Genomic DNA, 21,327 nt, shown 5'->3' on the forward strand with positions numbered 1-21,327 from the left:
GTCTTTTTCGGGCGATCGTTAAGGTGTGATGTGCAGGTTATTTGTCCTCTTCGCTCTCAGAAGTGGCTGCCGCTTCCGAAGCCGCAACTTCCAGCTCGCTGGCTTCAGTCGCTTCTTCCCCCGTTACGACGCTAAGGACCACGGTCTCTTCTTCGGCAGCAGGCTCCTCATCCTCCGCCGCAAACTCGGAGACTTGAGCCACTTCCTCCTCCGTGCTGTCCTTGACGGGCCGACGGCTTTGGATTTCACTTATCAAGCCTTCGGCGGCTTCCTTCACCTTGCCAACCAGAACCGTACTTTGCTCCGATACTTTGCCGGCAACCTCTTGCGTTTTCTCCCCAACCTGACGAGCGCCGTCGGCGATATCCTTACGCAGCTCTTTCCCGGCTTTGGGAGCAAACAGCAGCGCTGTTACCGCACCGGCCACCGTACCGATGGCGGCACCCCATAACCAACCCTTGTTTCCTTTGCTCACGATTCATCTCTCCTTTTCGGCTTCTCCGCGAATGCCCATATCGATAATGCATTATAAGCAGCAACGGCTCGTCCGGTCACACCTGGAAGGAATTATTTTTGGGCTTGTCCATTCACGGTCAAACCCCTTCCTGATCCAGATACTTCCGCACGTTTGCCGCAAAATCCTGCAAAGCGCCGGGCAGCCGCTCCCTCAGGCCCATAACTTCCTGACGGTCCCATGCGAAATATTCCTGGACCAACGGTTTCCGCAGACGAACCAGTTCGATCAGCGTCGCATGCAGCGAGGAATCAACCACTTTCTCGTCCAGCAGGATGTCCACGATATCCTCATAGCTGCTGGCATCGCGCATAATAAAACCGTCGATCAAATAACTGCCCACATCCGTCACAATCTCGATGGCCAGATGCAATGCCCGTTCCTCCGCATATCTCCCCAGTAAAGACGAAGCCGACTGGATCGATTCGCGAAAGGCCTCAAGCACTTCCGGCACAAGCTCCAGCCGGCGCTCAATTTGTTCCCGGTTGACATAGTACACGCCTGTCTCCTCCTCCGATCACCAGCTAAAATTCGAAATCGACTGCGACCTGGCTCTCCCGCACTTCGTTCATGTGCTCGATGACCTTCTTGTGCTCCGGATGAACCTGATACCCTTCCAAATCGGTCAGCGAATCAAAGGTGGCAATCAGCGCAATATCATAGGAACGAGGGGAACGAATCACATCGGTGCCTACCTCCAGGCTTCTCAGCTGCTCCACTTTGCCCTCCAAGCTGCGCAGCACCTCCACTGTACGTCCAACACTTTCCGGGGACGCATCTTTCAGTTTGAACAAGACGATATGTTTGATCATGGGTTATCCCTCTCCTTACTTAACGATTCAGTAACTGATTTCAGCATAACATAAAGGATATCTGCCGAAAAGTAAGGCCCCACCCGAACTCTATCAATCTATCTACATAAGATATATTGTCTCTTTTTACTAGAGACAAGTCTCGGAATGAAATGAGGTGAATTCGATTGACCCTTTTACGTTTTCTGTTGCAAGAACCGCTGCGAAGGCGAATTCGCCTGCTGCAAGCCGAGCTGGATCTGTTGGCTAGCCGGGTGGAGCATTTGGAGCAGGTACTTGAGGCCGCCGCCTTCCCGGATTCCGTTACCCGACAGCGGATCGAAGCTTCGATTGGCCTCAGCATCACCCTGGAGACGACCGGCTCCCCCCTTTACGGCAAGCTGATCGCCGTTCACCCCGATGCGTTGGAAATGATCGATGCATCGGGGCGGCAATTGATTGTACCGACTGCCAAAATCACGGCGATGAAGGTATAAGCCTTGGAACCTGCCGTGACCCCCTTTCCGGCAACCTTGGTTGCCGGAACCTCGGGGACAGATTTTTTTGCAAGAGGATATTGACAGCCTGGCCGCATTTTTATAAAATAAAATAGTCGCTCACGGGGCCTTAGCTCAGCTGGGAGAGCGCATCGCTGGCAGCGATGAGGTCAGGGGTTCGATCCCCCTAGGCTCCATAAAGGTTTATAATTATAATCTAAGTTTGATTTTAGAGAAGCTCAAGCGAAGTGGCTTGGGCTTTTTACTTTATGCAAAAAATCCTTGCAGGCATTCTTGACTTGAGCTAACCTACCAGCAAAATCGTCGAGGGATGGAGGTTAGTCACTGTTGATGTACATCGTTATAACAAAGTACAAAGATATTGACCATTAGTCCTATATAGGACTATACTATAGGGAAAGGTGTTGGAAATGACTGGAGATACACGAGGCGGATTGTGGGTTCAGCTCCAAACGACACGTTCATCTACCGACGGACATGCGTCTCTTTATTATTCAAAGGCCGCGGCAAACGTACGAACCTGAGTCAGCGGGATACGGGGAGGGAAATGTCCAGCCGAATCAAGTGCGGCAAGCCGGATATAATATTACGAAATACCCAAATTCGACGATTGGGAGAGTAGCTGTCCGTTCTAGTCCAAGCGAGCCGGGAGAGTGGAAACCGGTACAGGGCAGACAGCGAAGCGGACCCAGGAGAAGGGTTGCTGAACGCAAGTCAACTAGGCAGCCACGGCCAAGGACCGTTATCCTAGAGTGGTTAAACGTGAAGTTTAACAACAAGAGTGGTACCGCGAGCGCGTAAAGCCTTCGTCTCTTTGATGAGATGAAGGCTATTTTTATTGCCTAGGAGGAGTGGATTTTATGATCAGCAGTTGGATGAAAAAACATCTGGAAACGTCCGTCCGTCAAGTCCTTTCAAAGCTTGGCCACAGCGCCGAAGTTCTCCCAGATGTCGTGATCGAGCGGCCGGCCCGTCCGGAGCATGGGGAGTATTCGACTAACATCGCGATGCAACTGGCCCAAACGCTGCGTCAACCTCCGCTACACATAGCTGCGCTACTGAGAGATGAATTGGATCAAACGGGCCGGATGGAAGGGCTTTTTCACCAGATCGAAACCGCGCCGCCGGGCTTCCTCAACTTCCGCGTGGATTGGAACGAATGGGCCCGCAAGTCCTTTCGTCTTCCGCAAGCGGTTCGCGAAAAAGTCGTGATCGAACATACCTCCATCAATCCGAACAAGTCCGCACATATCGGCCACCTGAGAAATGCCTGCATCGGCGACTTGCTGGCGCGGTTACTCAAGAGGGCCGGCTACCATGTCGAAGTGCATAATTACATCGACGATCTGGGGAATCAGCTGGCAGACACCGTAGTTGGGTTACTGCAGTTGGAACATCAGGCGACCCACCTGAGATTCGGGGATTTCTGTTGGGATGTCTATTCCAAGGTGAACAAAGAATACATCGAACAACCGTCTCTGTTGGAGCAGAGAACGAAGGTGCTGCAAGCGCTCGAGGATGGAGACGGGAACCTGGCTTGGCTCGGCTTGCTAACGGCTGAGCGCATCGTGCGAGAACATCTGGAGGAAATGAAGGCGTTTGGCATCGATTACGATTTGTTGGTCTGGGAAAGCAACATCGTCCGGCAAGGGTTCTGGGACACCGCCTTTCGTTTGCTGCAGAAGACCGATCTATTCCATCAAGAAACATCCGGCAAGTTGGAGGGCTGCTGGGTCCTGAAGCAGCCTGTCGCAGAGGAGGTGGAGCCTGATAACGAACATCAGGCCGATAAGGTGCTGGTTCGGTCCAACGGAATTTTAACGTATACAGCCAAGGATATCGCCTATCATCTTTGGAAGTTTGGGGGGCTGGGGAACGACTTCAGATACAAACCGTTTGCAGACGGGCTCTGGACTACGAGTGCGGAAGGCCTCACCGCCGATTACGGCAAGGCGGATCTCGTCGTTAACGTGATTGACCACCGGCAAGCGTATCCGCAAGCGATGGTGAAGCAAGCGCTCGAGGCGCTAGGCTTCACTACCCAGGCGGAGAAGCTGCGCCACGTCGGTTACGGTGTCGTGTCGTTAAGCCCTGGCGCTGCACGGGAGCTAGGCCTCGACACTACGGACGGTAAAACCTCGTACGCCATGTCCGGCAGACAAGGGATCGGTATCAAAGTGTCCGATTTGCTGGATCGGATGGAAGCGCAAATCGAAGCCAGACGGTCCGATCCCGCAGGGTTGTCCAGCCGTCTAATCGCCGCAGCGGCGATCCGTTATTACCTGCTGCGGTTCGCTTTACCAACCGAAGTGGTATTCGACATTCAGCAGGCCACCGAGACAACCGGCAATACCGGCGTCTACTTGATGTACGCTCATGCCCGGGCTACTGGAATCTTGGCCAAAGCCGAAGCTGGCGGCCTCCCACGGACGGAGTCGCTCCAGCTTCCGGAGGACATCGCTCCGTTGGATCATGCCGAACACGCTCTGTTGAGGCAAATCGCAGCATGGCCCGATACGCTAAGCACCGCGTGTGAGGAACTGTCCCCTACGCCGATCTGCCATTTCGCATACGAGCTCGCCACCTTGTTTAATCATTTTTATACTGCCTGTCCGATCCTTAAAGCCGAGCCGGAGCGGCAAGCCTACCGCCTGTGGCTGACGGCGAAATTTAAGGAGACGATCGCCGATGCGCTGAATGTCATCGGCTTGCCGGCTCCGGATCGCATGTAAGCATAAAAAGGCGCGACCGGATCTACCAGCCGCGCCTTTACCCTGGGTGGACATTTCGCCCCCATCAATTCAAAACGTTCAAACGTTTAATTCTCTTTTGCGATAAGCCGCATAAGTGAAAACCACCAGCCCCGCCACCAGGAGGAGGGATAACGCGGTTATCCCTGCATGAAGGCCTTCTCCATTAACGATACGCGCATAGCTGAAGTATTTGAAGGGTGTGAGTACGTTCAAAGCGTTTAGCTGATCCGTCAGGTCGGTGATTTTGGAAATCACAAAGCATCCCAGCAGAACCCCCGTGGCGATGGAGCCGGACGTTTTGGGGCGTTTCAGCAGGGCCGAAAGCACCGTACCGAGCGACAGAAAGATCAGTTGAACCAACAGTAAGCTAGCCATGAACTGCAGGATTTCCTCCGTAATCGCTTCCCCTTGATTATAGGCGGAAACCATCACCAGCGAGGAAACTAGCGTAACAAGGTTCAGGAGGATCGCCTGGACCAGGGCAGCGAGCAGTTTGGCCGTCAGGATGGTCCCCCGCGACACCGGCTTCACGATCAGAAATTCAACGGTTTTGTCCCGTTCCTCTTTCGCGATGATCCCGCTACCCAGCAGGACCGCGTGGATGGCTACCGTGAGCTCGATATACAAAAACAGCATGGCAAAATATCCGCTGATCTGCGTGACATCAAATGAACCAAATCCCAGCAGCGCCTTCATCGTTTGCGGCAAGGCATCAAACACCTCGCTGCTTGCGCCGCCGGCTGAATAAGCCGAATACTTGCTCATTCCGCTGACAACCAGCAAGAACAGGCACACGCTCCAGATGATCAAGCCTCGCCGGTAAGCCCTTAGTTCCCTCCGGAAGATATTCATCGCACTTCCTCCATTCCATAGAATCCAATGCTTCCAAGCCGTCGCCTTTAGCTCACCGCGTGGACATCTTTGTTCAGATAGACTGTGTAGCTTAAAGCCACCGCAACCCCAATAATCACGGCAGCGGCTATCAGATAAGGCGTCTCATACCCGGCATGGGCCAGCACGTAGGATGGCTCGAAGTATTTGAACGGCGAGATAAATCGGATCAGCTCTTTGTCCTCCCCGCTCGCGAGCAGCGCGCCAATCAGATACAATCCAAAGACCACGCCCAGTGATAACGGAAGGACGCTCCTGAGTTTGGCAAAAAACACGGAAGACGCCATACCGATCGCCAAAAACATCAGTTGGACAAAAAATAACGTCAAATGGATCAGCATAAACAGTTTTGCGCTGAAATCTTCCGTTTTGACACCGTTTGCGATGAGAAACGCAGCCGCATAAAAGACGAGATTCGTTGCGATCAAGATCAGCACCGCAGCCACCAGCTTGGAGCTGACGATCTTAGCCCGCGAGACCGGTTTGACCAGCAGGAAATCCGCCGTGCGCTCCCGCGACTCCTTCGTGAGGATCGACACGCCCAGGTTCATCGCCTGAATCGCCCCACACAAGACGATGATCGAGAAGACCATGGAGTATAACCCCAGAATCGAGGCGATTCGATCCAAATCAATCCCTAGCATCGCTCGAACGGATTCCGGGTAACTGCCGAGCAGCTTTTTGAAATCTTCGGCATCGCTCGCTACGCTGGGGTAAATCGATAAGTAGAGGGCCGCCAAGGCAATCATCGCTAAGGTCCAGACGATCGCCGATTTCCTCAGCGACTTCCATTAATGTATGAACATATTCATGACGGCTTAATCCTCCTTCACGTAGTAATGCAGGAAGATTTCCTCCAGATCGGGCTCCACGATCGAAATATTGGTTAACTGAAAGGCAGTGATTCTTTGCAGCATTGCGTTGAGGCTGCCCTTAAAGATGAAGCTGGCTGATGTTCCCTTCAGTTCAAGATTGCTAACACCATCTAGGTCGAGGGCCGCCGGATCGATCGCGGACTTGGCTTCCAGGCTGACTTTCTTGTAGTTATTGTCCTGTAAGTCGCTCATCTTCTCCTGCTTGATGATCCGTCCCTCCTTGATGAAGGCGACGCGGCTGCACATTTTCTGGACTTCGCTCAGAATATGGGACGAGAAAAATACGGTCGCCCCCTTTCGGTTCTCCTCCGCGATCAGCTCGAAGAACGTTTGCTGCATCAGCGGATCAAGCCCGCTGGTCGGCTCATCCAAAAGGATCAGCTTCGGCTCATGCAGCAGCCCCTGCACGATCCCCACCTTTTTCTTGTTCCCGAAGGACAGGTCATCGATTTTCTTCTTCAGATCCAAATCCATGCGCTCAGCTAATTCCTGAATACGCTTCGTGCAGTCCTTCTTATAGAAGCTTGCGGAATATTGGAGTAGATCCATCACACGCATGCCATCATAATAAAAGACTTCCGAAGGCAGATACCCGAGCTCCTTGCGGATCTCAGGATGCGTGGTACAGCTCTTGCCAAATAGGGTGGCACTGCCGCTGGTCGGAGAAATAAGCCCAAGCAGCGTCCGAATCGTCGTTGACTTTCCCGCCCCGTTGGGACCGATAAAGCCAAAGATCTCCCCCTCCTCCACCTGCAGGTTCACGTCGCTGATTCCTCTGGCCTTACCGTACCGTTTCGTGAGATTTCTCAATTCTATCACGCTCATGGGAACGCCCTCCTCCTCATATGAACCGCCGCACCTACAAATATTCCGGTCTGTAAAACTGCGATCTCAGCATATCAAGGCAGAGGAGAAACCCTCTCGTGATTTCCTTGATATCAAATTTGTTCTCCCTAGACATCTGGTTGGTGAAGCCCTCCGCCATCCATGTCAACATGTTAATGAGGAGCTCCAGATCAATCCCTTCCTTAAACTTCGATTCATCCACGCCGGTCAAGGCCATCCGGTTCCGAACCTCCTCCCCTTTGGCAAAGAGCGCCTTAATTTCCGGACGAACCTCCTCATGGGTTTCAAAATAAACGCTGGTTAAGAAAGACAGTAACGCCGGGTGCTTATCGACCATCGCTACCTTGATGTTGGTGGCTTGCTTGATCCGCTCGAAGAAATCCGTCACCGTATGATCGTATTTGGCTTCAATTTCGTTCATCACCAAGTCGCTGCAATAGTTGATCAAATATAGATACAACGCCTTCTTCGTGCCGAAATAGTGGAATACCATCGCTTTGGATATTCCCGCTTCGGCGGCGATGTCGTTGATCGATGTTTTCTTATATCCGGTAGTGCCGAAACACGTTAACGCTGCATCGATAATCGTATGTTGCTTCTCCAGGGGCAAGCTAAAAAACTTCTCCATCTCTTCACCTCCTCAAAGGCTATAAACCGAATTGGTCGAGAAGATCATACTGCTATAAACCGATTCGGTCAATAGATTTCGTGACGTTTTTTTGAATAAATTAGTTCCTCTGCAAGTATGTTTTAGTGGAAGGTTTGGAAGCGGATACAACGCAATCCCTTTCACAACCGATGTAGGCTCAATCCGTTCCGAATCCAAAGGGGTTACGAAACCAGGGAGGGATCATCAGCATGTCATTCATGAAAAAAAGAAGTTGGGCCATCACTTCCGTGTTGTTGTGTACGGCATTAGGCGGGACGCTGCTAGCCGGGTGCTCCGGATCCGGCGACAAGTCGGCCAGCTCCGGAAAAACGACGATTACGGTAACCTACCGTGACGACGGAGCGGGGGAAAAAGGTTCGCTGTACCGTTGGTTAACAGAGATTGCTGCCGACTACCCCAACAAAGAGGTTGAGATTAAGCCGTCGCCAATCCAAGCCTCCGAAGGTGACTATTTCGCGAAAATCGCTTTAGCCTTGAAGTCCAAAGATACCGCGCCGGATATTGTGACGGAGGACACGTTTATTCTCAATTCCGACGCCAGCGCCGGTTATCTGGAACCGCTGGATGAGCGGCTGAAGGCATGGGAGGACTGGACGAACGGTTCATTTATTGAGGCGATGAAGAAAGGCGTGACCGCCAGTGACGGCAAGGTGTACGGCGTACCGTACAATACCGACTCGCGGGGCCTTTGGTACAACAAGGAAATCTTTAAACAAGTTGGCCTTCCCGAGGAGTGGACGCCAAAGAATTGGGAGGAAGTACTGGATGCGGCCCGCACGGTTAAGGAAAAAGCGCCGGACATCGTCCCGATCTGGATGAATATGGGGAAAGCGACCGGGGAAGCCACCTCGATGCAAACGTACGAAATGCTCCTCTACGGCACCGGTGAACGGTTGTATGACGATGCTAGCGGGAAATGGATCATTCAAAGTCAGGGCATTCTCGATGCGTTAGGTTTTGTTGAAACCGTTAATAAGGAAAAGCTCGGACCGCCTCTCTCCAAGGTGCTGAACGGGCAAGCCGGCAACACCGCTTCCCGCGAATACTTGCCCCAAGGTAAGCTGGCTATCTCCCTCGATGGCTCCTGGATCACCGGCAACTATCAGGAATCCGGCGCCTCGCCTTGGCCGGAATACAAGGACGTGCTTGGTTTTGCTCCTATGCCAACGAGCCAGGGCCAAGCGCCGGGTTCCATCACCCTCGCCGGGGGCTGGGCGTTATCCATTCCAAGCAACGCCAAGCATAAAGACGAAGCTTGGGAGTTTATCAAATACGCGCTGAACAAGGAAAACAGCCAGAAGCTCGTCACCGCTTCGGGCAACATTACCGTCCGGGCCGACGTCGCCAAGGATCCCGGATACACCAAAATGCCATTTAACGAGATCGCTACGGAATACCTGCAAAACGCCGAATTCCGGCCGGCGCAGGATAAATACCCGGAAGTCTCCACGCAAATCCAGACGATGGTCGAGTCCGTCGCAACGGGGACCTCCCCTGCGGACGCCGCGCAGAAGTACGCCCAGGACGTGACCCGAATTGTGGGTGAAGATGCGGTGATCCAAAAATAACGCTTAGAGCTTGCAACAAAACTAGCGGCAAAGCATTGCCTTCCGGAAGGAGAACAAATCATGAGCAGCATGACGGCTGAAGGTTATTCCAGAAAACGAAACTCTTATGCGTGGCTGTATTTCATGCTCCCTTCGATTGCGATAATGCTGGTGTTTTTTATTTATCCCGTCTTTCTGACCTTTTTCTATTCGTTTACGAATCTGGCCTTAACGGGGGAATCCGCCCGAGAGTTGAAGTTTGTTGGCTTTGACAACTATCTCCACATGTTTAAGGACCCGACGGTGAAGATCAGCATTTGGAATACGCTGATCTTTCTGTTTGGCTCTGCGGTGATCGGCCAACAGGTGCTGGGCTTTCTGATCGCCCTGCTGATGAAGCACAAGAACCGAACGTTTCGCCGGGTAATCGGCACCGTTGTCCTGGCCGGCTGGGTCACCCCGGAGATCGTCTGCGCTTTGTGCTTGTACAGCTTCTTTGGCGACGAAGGCACGTTGAACTCGATCATCACCTCGCTGGGGATTCCGGCGGTCACTTGGCTTTATACGGTACCGATGCTGACAATTATCCTCGCCAATATCTGGCACGGAACGGCTTTCTCGATGCTCGTCTTTCAAGCGGCGCTGGACGACGTTCCCAGCGAGGTGGAAGAAGCGGCTGTCGTTGACGGAGCGTCACGATGGCAGGTACTCATTCGAATCATCATCCCTTATATCAAAGAGACGTTTATGACCAACATGATGCTGGTCACGTTACAGACGTTGGGCGTATTCGGATTAATCTATGCCATGACCGGCGGCGGCCCGGGAACGTCCACGACCACACTGCCGATCTTTATGTACAACCAAGCCTTTGTGAACTATCAACTGGGGTACGGAACGGCGATTTCCTTGCTGCTGCTGCTCATCGGGATCGTGCTGAGCTTGTTCTATACCCGCTCGTTGAAATAGTCCAAGTGCAAGGAGACTTCCATATGAACGCAAAACAACGGAAAACCATCTACCGGATCCTGCCCTATGCGATCCTTACGTTTATCGGGATCTGCTTCGTCCTGCCCCTGCTGTGGGTTGCGGTCGCTTCCATCGACGCCAATGCCATGCAGACGTTGAAGCTGCCGCAGCGATTTACGGCGGACAATTACATTGAAGTGATCACCAGCGGCGAGAACCAGCGCGCTTTCCTGATCGGCTTGATCATGTCGCTGGGGCAAGCGGTACTCGTGGTCATTTTGGCGCTGCTGGCCGCTTATCCGTTGTCCCGGTACCAGATGAAATACAAGAAGCCGTTTATGCTCACGATCCTGTTTATGACCTCCCTGCCGATCACCGCCGTGATGGTCCCGGTCTACCAGCTGTTTCTGAGCCTGAAGCTGTATGACCAGATCTTTGGTGTCATTTTGTTCTATGTCGCTTCCTCCATGCCCTACGGCATCTGGATGCTCAAGAACTTCATGGATTCGGTTCCGTTGGATTTGGAGGAAGCCGCTTGGGTGGATGGAGCTTCCGTATTTACGGGCATCCGTAGTGTCATTGCACCACTGATGATTCCAGGGATTTGCACGGTGGCGATCTTCACCTTCTCCGGAAGCTGGGGCAACTTCTTTGTTCCGTACATTTTGCTGCAAAATCCCGAGAACTTCCCGGCTTCCTTGAAGCTGTATCAGTTTTTCGGTCAATACGGCATGGTGGAATACGGCAATCTTGCCGCCTTCTCCATCCTGTATGCCATCCCGTCCATTGTGCTGTATATTTTGTCCCAACGGTTTATGTCCAAGGGGTTTGGCTTACAAGGCGGAACAAAGGGGTAAGCGAAAAACTCGCTTACCCCTTCTTCTTCTCAACCCCAGCCGTTTTCATCCGCTGGTAATGCTCGGCCATCGACAGACTGACCTCCGCCATGCGCTCGATCAACACGTCCGGCTCTACAATCGTTAGGGCTTTCCCATACGGAAGCAAATAGTACGGCACATAAGTGTGCAGGGCGGCGCTTTCCATCCGGAACACCGCCTCCTCTTCATTACGCTGTACCAGCGTATGTCCAAACATCCAATGGCGCTGCAGCTCGTTTAAAGCTCGCTCGGGCCCCTGAATTCGAACCGTCAGCAGGGACGCCGCCTCCAAGGACTCCGGCAACAAATTCCCCAGCAAAAACGCTTTGGCGGAGAAATGGGACGGGCGTTCGAACCGCTCCTCACTTCGGTTCAGCCGTTTGATCCGGTCAACCCGAAAACTGCGCAGCTGCTTACGCAGCCGGCAAAAACCAACGGTGTACCAGTTTCCCTTCCAATAAACGATGCCGTAGGGGTCAAATAAGCGGACGACAGCTGCCTCCTCTTTGCCTCTCCCGTACTCCATCTCCAGCGAACAGCCTTCCGCAGCGGCCAGCTCCAGCGTTTGCAGGAACGACTGGTGGTGCTCGTCCACCGGCGGGTAAATCACCGACACCCCACGCCCGTGACGTTCGATCTGCTCCAGCTGTTCGTCATTCGTGTACAGCTTCAGCTTGTCCACCGCCCGAATTAACGCCTCGCTAAACGGATACCCCGCTTCCCGGGCGAAGATCGAAGCATGCACCAGCGCCTTCTGCTCCTCGGTATCAAACATTAGCGGCGATTCCGCAAACCGCCCGAGAATTCGGTAACCGCCACCCGGACCCGCATCGGCAACGATCGGCACGCCGCTGGCGCAGAGGGAATCGATCCAGCGGTAGATGGTACGGATATGAACTTCCAACTCGTCGGCTAGCTGACGGGCGGTGAGCTTTCGGCCCGAACGAAGGAGCCACAGGATCGACAGCATCTGATCCGCTTTGGACATGCGCATGACCCTTTCCGGTAAAATGTTGCTTCTATTGTAACCGCCTGCACCGATTTAGGCCAGCGGCTCCATCCCCTGTTCGATCCAGGATTCGTAGGTTGGACCGTAAATGTCGGGCACTCGCAGTCCGGCTTGGCGCATCAATACGCTCATCTGTCCCCGGTGGTGCGCCTGATGCATCAGCGTAAACCGGAGCGAGGCTCCATTCGACCACATTTCACCCGCAATTTCCGTGGCGGCCCGGAGATGTTCATCCGTCCATTGCGAACGGATGGCCTCGAGGAGGGCTCCGCTGATACGCCGGTACTCCTTCGCGATCTCCGCTGCCGATGCAGGAACTTGCTCTCCGCTAGCCGGTCCGGCGAATTCCAAACCGCAATGGGTGATGTAATGGATCGATCCAACCAAGTGCCAAGCGATTTGCCCCAACGTTCTGCGGCCTTCGATGACAGGCCGGGACAACGACGCATCGGTCAGCGCTTCCATCACCCGCTCCGTTAATTTACTCTCCTCGGTCCAGGCCTCCATAAATTCATCGATCTTTACAAACATCCCAATTCCTCCTGCAAAATGATTTTGAGCTAAGTATAACGAAGAAACACTGACAGTTACGGTCAGTGTTTATCGCGCTAGCGCTGGAAGGTTAAAAATGTCATAAATCCGGCCATGCCATAAGCTATATAATCACAAAGGACCCAAGGATTCTATTATTAAACGAGCTGGGAGGCTGTACCTCTTGAACCCTTACAAATTTCTCGAACTGGAAAATCCGCTCGACTATCGGCTGGAAGCGCTGGAAGTTGGCGTCACCTCCAATTGCAATTTCAAATGCGATTATTGCTGCGCTTATGAAAGAAATGACGGCAACAGCATCCGCGGTGAGGAGGTCGTGCGCCTTCTAAAGGAGGCCGGTACGATCCGCCGGGTTAGGCTGTCGGGCGGGGAGGTCACTTTGAAATTTCAAGACTGCCTGAAGATCGTCGAATATTGCGCGATGAACGGCATCGAAACGCAGTTGAACTCCAACGCCAGTCTATTAACGCCGGCCCGTATCGATCAGCTGGCAGATGTGGGATTAACGACCTTGCATATCTCGTTTAACTTCACCGATGCGAATCGTTTCTCCCGGTATTACGGCATGCCAGAATCAGTGTACGCTAAAATCCGCAACAATATTGCCTACAGCGCAACAACCCCCATTGATACGGTGCTGGAGACGCTGTTGTTTGCCGAAACGGAGCATGACCTTCCGGAAATTGCCGAACACGTCTACCAGCTTGGCGTGCGTACACATGAAATTCAGAACAGTATCCAAATGCCGCATAGCGGATGGAAAGCCATCGCCGCCCGTGATCAATTCAAGAGGGCGGTTCAACAGCTGATTGACGCCAAGAGAGAAGACAGCACTCTCTATTTTACCTGTATGGACCGATTTGCTGAGGAGTTGGGATTTACCGATCAACCCGGCGTGTATTTCTCCCGCTGTATCGAAGGGAAAAAGCAGCTCCACTTGCACGGAAATGGCGATATTCTGATCTCCGAGCTGTGCTATCCCGTTGTGATCGGCAATGTCTATCAAGGGACCTCCCTGAAGGAGCTGTTCCATCAGATGCCTCCGGCTCTGAAGCATTTCCTGGATACCGAACCTTGTCCAGCGCGAAACGCGTTATTTCCCTAATCATCGGCCTCCTGCAAAGAAAATGAAAAAGGCCCTGCAACAGCAGGGCCTTTGCCAAAGAAGTGATCTCCCCAATTATACGATAAGCGCTCTAGAGATGATGACCAGCAGGATGAACAGAACCAGAATTGTCCCCGTGGAAGTCCAGAAGCCACCGTAACCTACATTCCCTACGCCATTTTCATATCCCGACATTGATTTTCCCTCCTTTTTAAATATAGAACATCATATTACGACCTGCCTTTGAAGGATCGGGACATTCGCGGAGATCCGCAAAATTGGGTAAACGTTGCCTAGCCCCCCAACTCATATCTTAAATTTAAGATAGTCCTAAGCCCAGCCCTCTGCCAATGCAGCCGCCTAATCAGGCCTACCGCCATTTGCATATGATGAAACAAGTCAATCTCAGAAGCAGGTGGTGTTCTTGGGAGGAAAAAAGAGGCGACAATACCGAAGACTCCAAGACGAAGACATTTCCTCGGATGACCTGGCGATCATCGGTGCCGGGTTCACCGTCCTCGGGGATTTTTTCGATTTGCTCTCCCTGTTGAAGCTGAAGGAGGAAAAAGAGAACGGCAACGCCAACGGTGGCGACACCGAGGAGACACTGCTGGACGACTTCCTCCTGCACCGAAGCAATCCCGAACCTAAAAAGAGACGAAAATAACAAAGGCACAGGAATCCGCATCCTGCGCCTTTTTGTCGTTATCGGGACAGCTTGGCTACCTTTAGCCTCCAACGCCGCCATTTCAAGTACACGAGCACCAACAGCAACGCGCCCAACCCCATAAAGAAAAACTTCAAATACTTTTCGACCAGGTCGATCGCAACCTGCCACTGCTCGCCAAACACAAATCCGATACTTACAAATGCAGCCACCCAAAGCGCTGCCCCGGTGTAAGCATATAAAGCGAAGGTTCGAAAAGGAATGCGGATAATACCAACAAAATACCCGAAAAACTGCCTAACGCCCGGCACAAAAAAACTGATCAGCAGCATTTTGTTGCCGTATTTCTCATAAACCCGCCTGGTTTTCTCCAAATGTGAGGGCTTGACCAAAATCCACTTCCCGTATCGTTCAATAAGCGGTGCGCCAACCCGATGGCCGATCAAATAGGTGATGGTCACCCCGACCACCGCCCCGGCGTATCCGGCGAGAAAAGCCGGCAGGAAATCAAGCAAGCCTCGATAAGCCAAATATCCCGTATAGGTCAAGGTCGTTTGACCCGGCGGCAGCGGCAGCGCGATAAAATCGATGGGGAGTCCGAGCAGCAGGACAAAATAACCGTATTGCTCAAACATCCTTTCTATCCAATCCAGCACGTTCATGTTCCTGTCTCCTTTAAACTTTCCAGGCGCTGCCCACGCCTCTATCTTTTATGTTATCAGTATATACGGAGATTTTCCAATCTAAAAGGGACCGCAGGCGGGGCGGCGCCCCGACCCGGGTCCGGGAATGTCCCAGCTTTACGCCAAAAAGGCCAAGCCGGAAAAAATCCCCCGCTTGGCCTTTGAGTTGCCTGCACTGGCGGTTGGTGCTTATCCGAACCGGCCGGTGATATAATCGTCTGTCCGTTTTTCGGACGGATTGGTGAAGATTTTGCTCGTATCATCGTATTCCACTAGCTCGCCCATCAAGAAGAAAGCTGTCTTCTCCGACACTCGGGCCGCCTGATGCATATTATGTGTGACGATGATAATACAGAATTCCTGCTTGAGCTCCGCGATCAGCTCTTCGATTTTGGCGCTGGACACCGGGTCCAATGCCGAAGCCGGCTCATCCATCAGGATGATGCTCGGATTGACCGCAATCGATCGGGCGATGCAAAGCCGCTGCTGCTGACCGCCGGACAAAGCCAAGGCGGAGCTGTGCAGCCGGTCTTTCGTTTCATTCCAAAGCGCCGCCTTGGTGAGCGATTCCTCGACGATTTGATCTAGCTTCTTCTTATCCCGAATCCCGTGGTAACGCGGTCCGAAAGCGATATTTTCATAGATCGATTTATGGAAAGGGTTCGGGCGCTGCCAAACCATGCCGATCTTCTGCCGCAGCAGCACGACATCGGTTTTCGGATCGTTGATATTGTCGTCCCCGATCCAGATATCCCCCGTGATCTTCGCCCCGCTGATCAGGTCGTTCATCCGGTTTAAGCTGCGCAGAAAGGTGGACTTGCCGCAGCCGGAGGGACCAATCAAAGCGGTCACCTGCCGAGAAGCAAAATCAAGCGAGATATTCTTCACGGCTTGCTTCTCTCCGTAATATACGCTTAAGTTCTTCGTTGAAAGTTCGATATTCGCCACTTCGCTTCGTCCTCCTATTTCGTCGCCGTAAATTTCTTGAGCATCACGCGTCCAAGCCAGCGGGCCAACAGGTTAAACACCAGCACGGTCAGAATCAGGACGGCCGAAGCCCCGGCGGCGATTTCAGGAGCATCCGGCGCCAACCCTTCGGAATTGATCTTCCAGATATGAACGGCGAGCGTTTCCGCCGGGCGGAACGGGTTCAGCGGCGACGTTGGGCTAAGCGGATTCCAGTTGCTGAAGTCAAGCCGCGGACTGCTCATCCCCGCCGTGAACAGCAGGGCAGCCGCCTCGCCAAACACCCGGCCTGCCGCCAGGATCGTCCCGGTCAGGATAATTGGCATGGCGATCGGGAGCATCACCGATTGGATCGTTTTCCATTTGGACAAGCCCAGCGCCAAGCTCGCTTCCTTCTGTGCCAGCGGTACGCTGGCTAATCCCTGCTCGGTGATCCGTACCATCAGCGGCAGGTTAAAGATCGTTAAAGCGAGCGCCCCTGAGAACAGGGAGAACCCAAAACCAAACAGATTCACAAGAACTAGCAAACCAAACAAACCTACGACGATCGACGGGAAGGAGGACAACACCTCAACGATCAAACGGATAAAATCGGTAATCTTCCCCGGTTTGGCGTATTCGCTCATGTAGACCCCTGCGCCGATGCCCAGCGGAATCGTGATCATCATCGTCAAGACCAACAGGAACAAGGAATTAAATAATTGCGGGCCGATCCCGCCACCCTCCTTAATCGTTTCGGGAGGGGATGTGAGAAAATCGAAACTGATATGGCCTAGCCCCCGGACTAAAATAAAACCGAGCAACCCCGCCATAATGAGCACGATCAAGCCGGCCAAAGCGATAATGACGGCCGTTGCGATTTTGTCTACGGTTTTTGCGCTCATCGTTTTGCTCTCCTTTCCAGCCAACGGACGATAAAGACGAACACAAACGTCATCAGCATCAAGATCAGCGCCAGCGTCCAGAGGACGTTGTTCTGCGTCGTCCCCATTACGGTGTTCCCCATGCTCAGCGTGATGACACTGGTCAAGGTCGAAGTGGATTCAAAGAGCGAGCGCGGAATATGCGGCGCGTTCCCGATCACCATCTGCACCGCCAGGGCTTCGCCAAAAGCCCGAGCCATCCCCAGGACAACCCCGGTCAACAAGGCCGGCATCGTCGTTGGCAAGACGGTCCGCGACAAGGTCTGCCAACGGGTTGCGCCAAGTGCATAAGAACCTTCTTTCAAACCGGGAGGCAAAGCAGCCAACGCATCGGTAGCGATCGAAGTGATCGTTGGCAAAATCATGATCGACAGCACGGTGGCACCAGCCAGGATGCCAAGACCTTGTCCCGGAAAAATATCCCGGTAGAAAGGTACGATTACGCTAAGCCCCACAAAGCCGTAAACGACAGAGGGGATCCCGGCCAGCAGCTCGATGACCGGCTGCAAATACTTCTTGCCGAACTTTGGCATGATTTCAACCATAAACAAAGCCGCGCAAATGCCAAGCGGCGCTGCGATTAGCGCTGCTAAGATCGAGGTGCTAAACGAACCGAAAATAAACGGTAAAGCGCCGAATACCGCAGGCTCCCCATCCGGTTTCCAGTTCGTGCTGCCGAAGATTTCGCTTAGGGCGATCCCGTTTTGAAAAAAGGTGCTTAACCCCTTGGTTGCTACATAATAAACCATCGAGAAGATCGTAACTACCAGCAGCACAATACAAAATGAAGCGTATATTTTACCGGTCCATTCTTCGATGATATGCGGTTGTATTTTTTTTCTTCCGCCGGACTGAGCCATGAAACCTCTCCCTTTAATAACAGCACAGAAAGAGGCAGAACAGTCCGCCTCTTGCCGCGCCGATATGATGTTATCGAGTCCTGCTACGATTACTTCGTGATATTGCCGTCAACATCGCGTTTCACTTGCATTTTGCTGATCGGAATATACCCCAGTTCTACAACGTCGCCGTTATCGCTTTGGACGTCCGGAGAAACCATGTAGTCCAGGAACGCTTTAACCACTTCGTTGGGCTCGCCTTTTGTATACATGTGCTCGTAAGCCCATACCGGATACGTTCCGTTCGCAACATTCTCTTCCGTAGCTTCCACACTGTTGTATTTCACAACTTTCACGGAATCGTCAAGGTAGGACAAAGCCAGATATCCGATCGCTCCCGGTGTTTCACCTACAAGCTTCTTAACCGTACCGGAGGAATCCTCTTGGATCGACCCTTGCAGGTCTTCCGTTTTGGTACCCAGCGCGTATTTTTCGAACGTTGCGCGTGTCCCGGAGCTGGAAGGACGGTTCACGATTTGAATCTTTTGATCCGGGCCGCCCAGGTCTTTCCAGTTCGTCACTTTCCCGGTGAAGATTTCCACCAGTTGGTCTTTCGTCAAATCGTCGACGGTAATGTCCGGGTTCACAACAGCAGCCATCGCGACGACGGCCACTTGATGGTCAACCAGTTCGCCGGCTTGTGCCGCTTCCAGCTTCTCTTCCGCGAAAACGTCGGAGTTCCCGATATCCGCTTGGCCTCCGGAAACTTGCGTCAACCCTGTGCCGCTGCCTCCGCCTTGAACTTGTATAGAAACGTTAGGATTTTGATCCATGAATTTTTTCGAAACTTGGTCTACCAAAGGTTGCAATGCCGAGGAACCTACTGCCAAAATCGATCCGGACAAGTCCGATGCGGTTGCATTGCCGCCGCCATTGCTCGCGGATGCTTCATCCGTTGTTCCGCCGTTTGTTCCGGCCGTGTTGTTTTGTGCCGCATTGTTGTTTTGACCGCAAGCTGCCAGAGTCAAGCTCAACACCAAAGTCAAAACCAAAAGCATACTCTTTTTCATTGTCTTAGGTTTCCCCCTTATTTGATTTACAACTTGATTATAGAAAGCGAAGATCAATCCCATGTTTTCGTTTTGTAAATTTTGTGTAAAATGAGGGGACCATCTTGTTTATATTCTTTGCAAAAGATAAAAAAAGAACTCCTCGCCTCTGGCGAAGAGTTCTTTTTTATATAAGTAATTATTCCGAGCCCCCCGTATTTTTGGACAGCAGGCCCTTAAGCTCTTTCATAAACATGTTGATGTCTTTAAATTGACGATAAACCGAAGCAAACCGGACATAGGCGACTTCATCCACCGGATATAGCTGCTCCATGACTAACTCGCCGATCTCTTGGCTTTCGACCTCGGCGTTAGCCGAGTGACGCAAGGAACGCTCGACTTCGGAAACGATCGATTCCAGTTGCTCTACGGAGACCGGACGCTTCTCGCAGGCCCGGATCAACCCCCGCAGCATTTTCTCCCGGCTGAATTCCTCACGGCTTCCGCCTTTCTTGATCACGATCAGCGGCATTTCCTCCACCATTTCGAATGTCGTAAACCGCCGGCTGCATTTCTCGCACTCGCGGCGGCGTCGGATCGATCGGTTCTCGTTAGCCGGCCTTGAATCAAGCACCTTCGTCCCTAAATAATCGCAATATGGACATTTCAAGCTAGAACGCCTCCCCTCTAAACGCCGTCGTGACGGCCTTTTTGACCTACTGGCAATAAATTACTTTAAATTCATCGGATTGAAGTTGATAGTCCGGCACATAATACTGTTACCAACCACAAGGAGGTGAACAATCATGGCCCAAAATAATAACTCTTCGAACGACCTGGTGGTTAGACAAGCTTCCGGAGCTTTGGATCAAATGAAATATGAAATCGCTCAGGAGCTTGGCATCTCTTTCCCACAAGACGGATATGCTGGTAACCTGACATCTTACGAAAACGGTTCGATCGGTGGTTTCATTACGAAACGTTTGGTCACCCTGGCTGAACAACAGCTGGCAGGTCAATTCAAATAACCGATGAACTAAAGGGAGCATTGACTGGTGATAAGCCGGTCAATGCTTTCTTTTGTATTTTCGCCAAATCCACCTAAAACTCCTCGTAAATCTTCAGATATTGCTTGTAATAATGGGAGACCCGCTGGACATAGTGCCGGGTTTCGCCAAACGGGATGTTCTGCGCCGTTTCCAACCGTCCATCCCATCGCCCGCTCTTCAGCCAGTTCTTCACATTGGTCGGGCCGGCATTATAGGCGGCGATCATGGCGATTTCGTTGCCATCAAATTGATCGGACAGCGACTTCAGGTACCAAGTGCCGATCCGAATATTTGTCTCCGTTTCATTGCGGATGTCCTCCAACGTCGTATCGGGTAGCTTCGCTTTGGAAATGACCCATTCCGCCGTATCCGGCATGATCTGCATAATTCCAAGCGCCCCTTTCCGGGACTCGGCACCCGACTTGTAGTTGGTCTCCACCTTAATGATCGCTGCGACGATAAACGGATCCAGCCCATTGTTTTTGGCATGCTGCCGAATCTCTTCTTTATAATGAATCGGATAAAATAACGAAAGCCAAGCGGAATTAAAAAAGATAAGGACCGTGAAACCAATGAACAGCAGAAGCAGAACTCTTTTTTTGCGAAGCCACCTCATCTTAGTCCCTTATCCCGCCAAAACATGTCGATCTGCCGTTTCGTCTCCTCTAGTCCACCGCTGTTATCAATCAAAATATCCGCCCTCTCTTTTTTTAGTTCGATATCCATTTGGGCGCTTAACCGCAGTTCGGCCGCTTCCCGGGATAATCCGTCCCTAAGGATCAAACGGGACAGTTGCAGCTCCCGGGGCACGTACACGACCATAATTTCATCATATAACGGATCCAGTCCGGATTCGTAGAGCAGCGGGATATCCGCCACTACCAATCTTTGCGGATCCGCCTCCTCCAGCTCGTCGAGACGGCGCTTCATCTCGGAGCGGATCGCCGGATGCGTTAACGCCTCCAGCGCCTTACGCTCTTCCGGATTCGCGAACACGATTTCGCCGAGCTTCTTGCGATTCAGCGTCCCGTCAGGGTGAAGCACCTCCGGGCCAAAACGTTCGCGGACGGCGGCTAACACCGGATGGCCCGGCTCCATAATCTCTCTGGCAATCACGTCCGCATCGATCACGGCGGCACCGCGGCTGGCCAGTATGCGAGAAACCGTGCTTTTCCCGGTGGCTATGCCCCCGGTGAGTCCGATGTTCATTCCCCTTCCACCTCACTGTTTCTG

Annotated in this window: 26 protein-coding genes, 1 tRNA gene and 1 other annotated feature; of the genes, 9 read left to right on the forward strand and 18 right to left on the reverse strand. The window is 52.5% G+C overall.

Annotated elements, in window-relative coordinates:
- Positions 1-37: 37 nt before the first annotated feature.
- The 3 genes from BN3277_RS20750 to BN3277_RS20760 form a co-directional block, all read right to left on the reverse strand.
- Positions 38-475 (reverse strand): YtxH domain-containing protein, encoded by a 438-nt coding sequence (locus BN3277_RS20750; protein ID WP_059046009.1) that lies wholly within the window; start codon positions 473-475, stop codon positions 38-40.
- Positions 476-593: 118 nt separating this feature from the next.
- Complete coding sequence (locus tag BN3277_RS20755; RefSeq protein WP_059046010.1) at positions 594-1,013, reverse strand: DUF86 domain-containing protein; 420 nt, start codon at positions 1,011-1,013, stop codon at positions 594-596.
- A gap of 25 nt (positions 1,014-1,038) precedes the next feature.
- Positions 1,039-1,326, reverse strand: coding sequence for a Dabb family protein (locus BN3277_RS20760; RefSeq protein WP_059046012.1), 288 nt, complete (start codon positions 1,324-1,326; stop codon positions 1,039-1,041).
- A gap of 167 nt (positions 1,327-1,493) precedes the next feature.
- On the opposite strand from BN3277_RS20760, the gene BN3277_RS20765 reads away from it, so the two are divergent.
- The 3 genes from BN3277_RS20765 (at position 1,494) to BN3277_RS20775 (ending at position 4,555) form a co-directional block, all read left to right on the forward strand.
- A complete protein-coding gene (locus tag BN3277_RS20765) occupies positions 1,494-1,802 on the forward strand; it encodes a hypothetical protein (RefSeq protein ID WP_059046014.1) in 309 nt (102 codons plus the stop codon).
- Between the two features lie 124 nt (positions 1,803-1,926).
- Positions 1,927-1,999 (forward strand) — tRNA-Ala (locus BN3277_RS20770).
- Positions 2,000-2,420: 421 nt separating this feature from the next.
- Positions 2,421-2,640: a binding site (T-box leader), on the forward strand.
- 43 nt (positions 2,641-2,683) lie between these two features.
- Positions 2,684-4,555, forward strand: a complete 1,872-nt coding sequence (locus BN3277_RS20775) for an arginine--tRNA ligase (protein WP_059046016.1) — start codon at positions 2,684-2,686, stop codon at positions 4,553-4,555.
- A 78-nt stretch (positions 4,556-4,633) separates the two neighbouring features.
- Here BN3277_RS20775 and BN3277_RS20780 read toward each other — a convergent pair whose 3' ends face one another.
- The 4 genes from BN3277_RS20780 to BN3277_RS20795 are packed head-to-tail and all read right to left on the reverse strand — an operon-like array spanning position 4,634 to position 7,816.
- Positions 4,634-5,428 (reverse strand): ABC transporter permease subunit, encoded by a 795-nt coding sequence (locus tag BN3277_RS20780; protein WP_059046018.1) that lies wholly within the window; start codon positions 5,426-5,428, stop codon positions 4,634-4,636.
- Positions 5,429-5,475: 47 nt separating this feature from the next.
- A complete protein-coding gene (locus tag BN3277_RS20785; RefSeq protein WP_262362901.1) occupies positions 5,476-6,249 on the reverse strand; it encodes an ABC transporter permease subunit in 774 nt (257 codons plus the stop codon).
- Positions 6,250-6,285: 36 nt separating this feature from the next.
- Positions 6,286-7,167 carry an ABC transporter ATP-binding protein gene (locus BN3277_RS20790; RefSeq protein WP_059046020.1) on the reverse strand — a complete coding sequence of 294 codons (882 nt, stop codon included), beginning with the start codon at positions 7,165-7,167 and terminating at the stop codon, positions 6,286-6,288.
- 34 nt (positions 7,168-7,201) lie between these two features.
- Entirely contained in the window at positions 7,202-7,816 is a 615-nt protein-coding gene (locus BN3277_RS20795; protein ID WP_059046023.1) for a TetR/AcrR family transcriptional regulator, read from the reverse strand.
- A gap of 230 nt (positions 7,817-8,046) precedes the next feature.
- Here BN3277_RS20795 and BN3277_RS20800 point away from each other — a divergent pair, with 230 nt between their 5' ends.
- Genes BN3277_RS20800 through BN3277_RS20810 form a run of 3 tightly spaced genes read left to right on the forward strand, consistent with a single transcriptional unit; the run spans position 8,047 to position 11,231 of the window.
- Entirely contained in the window at positions 8,047-9,426 is a 1,380-nt protein-coding gene (locus BN3277_RS20800; RefSeq protein WP_059046025.1) for an ABC transporter substrate-binding protein, read from the forward strand.
- 60 nt (positions 9,427-9,486) lie between these two features.
- Positions 9,487-10,374 (forward strand): carbohydrate ABC transporter permease, encoded by an 888-nt coding sequence (locus BN3277_RS20805; RefSeq protein ID WP_059046027.1) that lies wholly within the window; start codon positions 9,487-9,489, stop codon positions 10,372-10,374.
- Between the two features lie 23 nt (positions 10,375-10,397).
- Positions 10,398-11,231: a carbohydrate ABC transporter permease gene (locus BN3277_RS20810; RefSeq protein WP_059046029.1), complete on the forward strand. Its 834-nt coding sequence runs from the start codon at positions 10,398-10,400 to the stop codon at positions 11,229-11,231.
- 13 nt (positions 11,232-11,244) lie between these two features.
- On the opposite strand, the gene BN3277_RS20815 is transcribed toward BN3277_RS20810, so the two are convergent.
- Positions 11,245-12,240 (reverse strand): helix-turn-helix transcriptional regulator, encoded by a 996-nt coding sequence (locus tag BN3277_RS20815; RefSeq protein WP_059046031.1) that lies wholly within the window; start codon positions 12,238-12,240, stop codon positions 11,245-11,247.
- A 54-nt stretch (positions 12,241-12,294) separates the two neighbouring features.
- Positions 12,295-12,792 carry a DinB family protein gene (locus BN3277_RS20820; protein ID WP_059046032.1) on the reverse strand — a complete coding sequence of 166 codons (498 nt, stop codon included), beginning with the start codon at positions 12,790-12,792 and terminating at the stop codon, positions 12,295-12,297.
- A 175-nt stretch (positions 12,793-12,967) separates the two neighbouring features.
- On the opposite strand from BN3277_RS20820, the gene BN3277_RS20825 reads away from it, so the two are divergent.
- Complete coding sequence (locus BN3277_RS20825) at positions 12,968-13,918, forward strand: radical SAM protein (protein ID WP_059046034.1); 951 nt, start codon at positions 12,968-12,970, stop codon at positions 13,916-13,918.
- Positions 13,919-13,993: 75 nt separating this feature from the next.
- Here the strand turns inward: BN3277_RS20825 and BN3277_RS25845 are convergent, their stop codons facing one another.
- Entirely contained in the window at positions 13,994-14,113 is a 120-nt protein-coding gene (locus BN3277_RS25845) for a sporulation protein YjcZ (RefSeq protein ID WP_198342965.1), read from the reverse strand.
- A gap of 223 nt (positions 14,114-14,336) precedes the next feature.
- Here BN3277_RS25845 and BN3277_RS20830 point away from each other — a divergent pair, with 223 nt between their 5' ends.
- Positions 14,337-14,585 (forward strand): hypothetical protein, encoded by a 249-nt coding sequence (locus tag BN3277_RS20830; RefSeq protein WP_232436482.1) that lies wholly within the window; start codon positions 14,337-14,339, stop codon positions 14,583-14,585.
- Positions 14,586-14,623: 38 nt separating this feature from the next.
- Here BN3277_RS20830 and BN3277_RS20835 read toward each other — a convergent pair whose 3' ends face one another.
- The 6 genes from BN3277_RS20835 to nrdR form a co-directional block, all read right to left on the reverse strand.
- A complete protein-coding gene (locus BN3277_RS20835; RefSeq protein WP_059046037.1) occupies positions 14,624-15,247 on the reverse strand; it encodes a DedA family protein in 624 nt (207 codons plus the stop codon).
- Positions 15,248-15,457: 210 nt separating this feature from the next.
- Positions 15,458-16,216: a phosphate ABC transporter ATP-binding protein PstB gene (gene pstB, locus BN3277_RS20840; protein WP_059046038.1), complete on the reverse strand. Its 759-nt coding sequence runs from the start codon at positions 16,214-16,216 to the stop codon at positions 15,458-15,460.
- A gap of 14 nt (positions 16,217-16,230) precedes the next feature.
- Complete coding sequence (gene pstA / locus BN3277_RS20845) at positions 16,231-17,118, reverse strand: phosphate ABC transporter permease PstA (protein WP_059046041.1); 888 nt, start codon at positions 17,116-17,118, stop codon at positions 16,231-16,233.
- A complete protein-coding gene (gene pstC, locus BN3277_RS20850) occupies positions 17,115-18,017 on the reverse strand; it encodes a phosphate ABC transporter permease subunit PstC (protein ID WP_059046042.1) in 903 nt (300 codons plus the stop codon). The genes pstA and pstC overlap by 4 nt, the downstream gene beginning before the upstream one ends.
- Positions 18,018-18,106: 89 nt before the next feature.
- Entirely contained in the window at positions 18,107-19,066 is a 960-nt protein-coding gene (locus tag BN3277_RS20855; RefSeq protein WP_059046044.1) for a phosphate ABC transporter substrate-binding protein, read from the reverse strand.
- Between the two features lie 178 nt (positions 19,067-19,244).
- Positions 19,245-19,715, reverse strand: coding sequence for a transcriptional regulator NrdR (nrdR, locus tag BN3277_RS20860; protein ID WP_059046045.1), 471 nt, complete (start codon positions 19,713-19,715; stop codon positions 19,245-19,247).
- Between the two features lie 136 nt (positions 19,716-19,851).
- Between nrdR and BN3277_RS20865 the strand changes: the two genes are divergently transcribed.
- Positions 19,852-20,073, forward strand: a complete 222-nt coding sequence (locus BN3277_RS20865) for an alpha/beta-type small acid-soluble spore protein (protein ID WP_059046046.1) — start codon at positions 19,852-19,854, stop codon at positions 20,071-20,073.
- A 73-nt stretch (positions 20,074-20,146) separates the two neighbouring features.
- Here the strand turns inward: BN3277_RS20865 and BN3277_RS20870 are convergent, their stop codons facing one another.
- Positions 20,147-20,710: a lytic transglycosylase domain-containing protein gene (locus tag BN3277_RS20870; protein WP_059046047.1), complete on the reverse strand. Its 564-nt coding sequence runs from the start codon at positions 20,708-20,710 to the stop codon at positions 20,147-20,149.
- The gene (coaE, locus tag BN3277_RS20875; protein WP_059046048.1) at positions 20,707-21,303 is read right to left on the reverse strand and encodes a dephospho-CoA kinase; all 597 of its coding nucleotides are present in this window, start codon (positions 21,301-21,303) and stop codon (positions 20,707-20,709) included. Before coaE ends, BN3277_RS20870 begins: the two co-directional genes overlap by 4 nt.
- Positions 21,304-21,327: the final 24 nt, after the last annotated feature.

The organism is Paenibacillus rubinfantis (assembly GCF_001486505.1).
GTDB classification, from domain to species: domain Bacteria; phylum Bacillota; class Bacilli; order Paenibacillales; family Paenibacillaceae; genus Fontibacillus; species Fontibacillus rubinfantis.

Excerpts from the sequence above, each read along its gene's own strand:
- BN3277_RS20815 (WP_059046031.1), bottom strand. The coding sequence starts at position 12,240 with ATGTCCAAAGCGGATCAGATGCTGTCGATCCTGTGGCTCCTTCGTTCG.
- BN3277_RS20800 (WP_059046025.1), top strand. The coding sequence starts at position 8,047 with ATGTCATTCATGAAAAAAAGAAGTTGGGCCATCACTTCCGTGTTGTTG.
- BN3277_RS20855 (WP_059046044.1), bottom strand. The coding sequence starts at position 19,066 with ATGAAAAAGAGTATGCTTTTGGTTTTGACTTTGGTGTTGAGCTTGACT.
- BN3277_RS20775 (WP_059046016.1), top strand. The coding sequence starts at position 2,684 with ATGATCAGCAGTTGGATGAAAAAACATCTGGAAACGTCCGTCCGTCAA.
- BN3277_RS20795 (WP_059046023.1), bottom strand. The coding sequence starts at position 7,816 with ATGGAGAAGTTTTTTAGCTTGCCCCTGGAGAAGCAACATACGATTATC.
- coaE (WP_059046048.1), bottom strand. The coding sequence starts at position 21,303 with ATGAACATCGGACTCACCGGGGGCATAGCCACCGGGAAAAGCACGGTT.
- pstA (WP_059046041.1), bottom strand. The coding sequence starts at position 17,118 with ATGAGCGCAAAAACCGTAGACAAAATCGCAACGGCCGTCATTATCGCT.
- BN3277_RS20865 (WP_059046046.1), top strand. The coding sequence starts at position 19,852 with ATGGCCCAAAATAATAACTCTTCGAACGACCTGGTGGTTAGACAAGCT.
- BN3277_RS20780 (WP_059046018.1), bottom strand. The coding sequence starts at position 5,428 with ATGAATATCTTCCGGAGGGAACTAAGGGCTTACCGGCGAGGCTTGATC.
- BN3277_RS20820 (WP_059046032.1), bottom strand. The coding sequence starts at position 12,792 with ATGTTTGTAAAGATCGATGAATTTATGGAGGCCTGGACCGAGGAGAGT.
- BN3277_RS20810 (WP_059046029.1), top strand. The coding sequence starts at position 10,398 with ATGAACGCAAAACAACGGAAAACCATCTACCGGATCCTGCCCTATGCG.
- BN3277_RS20835 (WP_059046037.1), bottom strand. The coding sequence starts at position 15,247 with ATGAACGTGCTGGATTGGATAGAAAGGATGTTTGAGCAATACGGTTAT.
- BN3277_RS20790 (WP_059046020.1), bottom strand. The coding sequence starts at position 7,167 with ATGAGCGTGATAGAATTGAGAAATCTCACGAAACGGTACGGTAAGGCC.
- BN3277_RS20805 (WP_059046027.1), top strand. The coding sequence starts at position 9,487 with ATGAGCAGCATGACGGCTGAAGGTTATTCCAGAAAACGAAACTCTTAT.
- BN3277_RS20870 (WP_059046047.1), bottom strand. The coding sequence starts at position 20,710 with ATGAGGTGGCTTCGCAAAAAAAGAGTTCTGCTTCTGCTGTTCATTGGT.
- BN3277_RS25845 (WP_198342965.1), bottom strand. The coding sequence starts at position 14,113 with ATGTCGGGATATGAAAATGGCGTAGGGAATGTAGGTTACGGTGGCTTC.
- BN3277_RS20760 (WP_059046012.1), bottom strand. The coding sequence starts at position 1,326 with ATGATCAAACATATCGTCTTGTTCAAACTGAAAGATGCGTCCCCGGAA.
- pstC (WP_059046042.1), bottom strand. The coding sequence starts at position 18,017 with ATGGCTCAGTCCGGCGGAAGAAAAAAAATACAACCGCATATCATCGAA.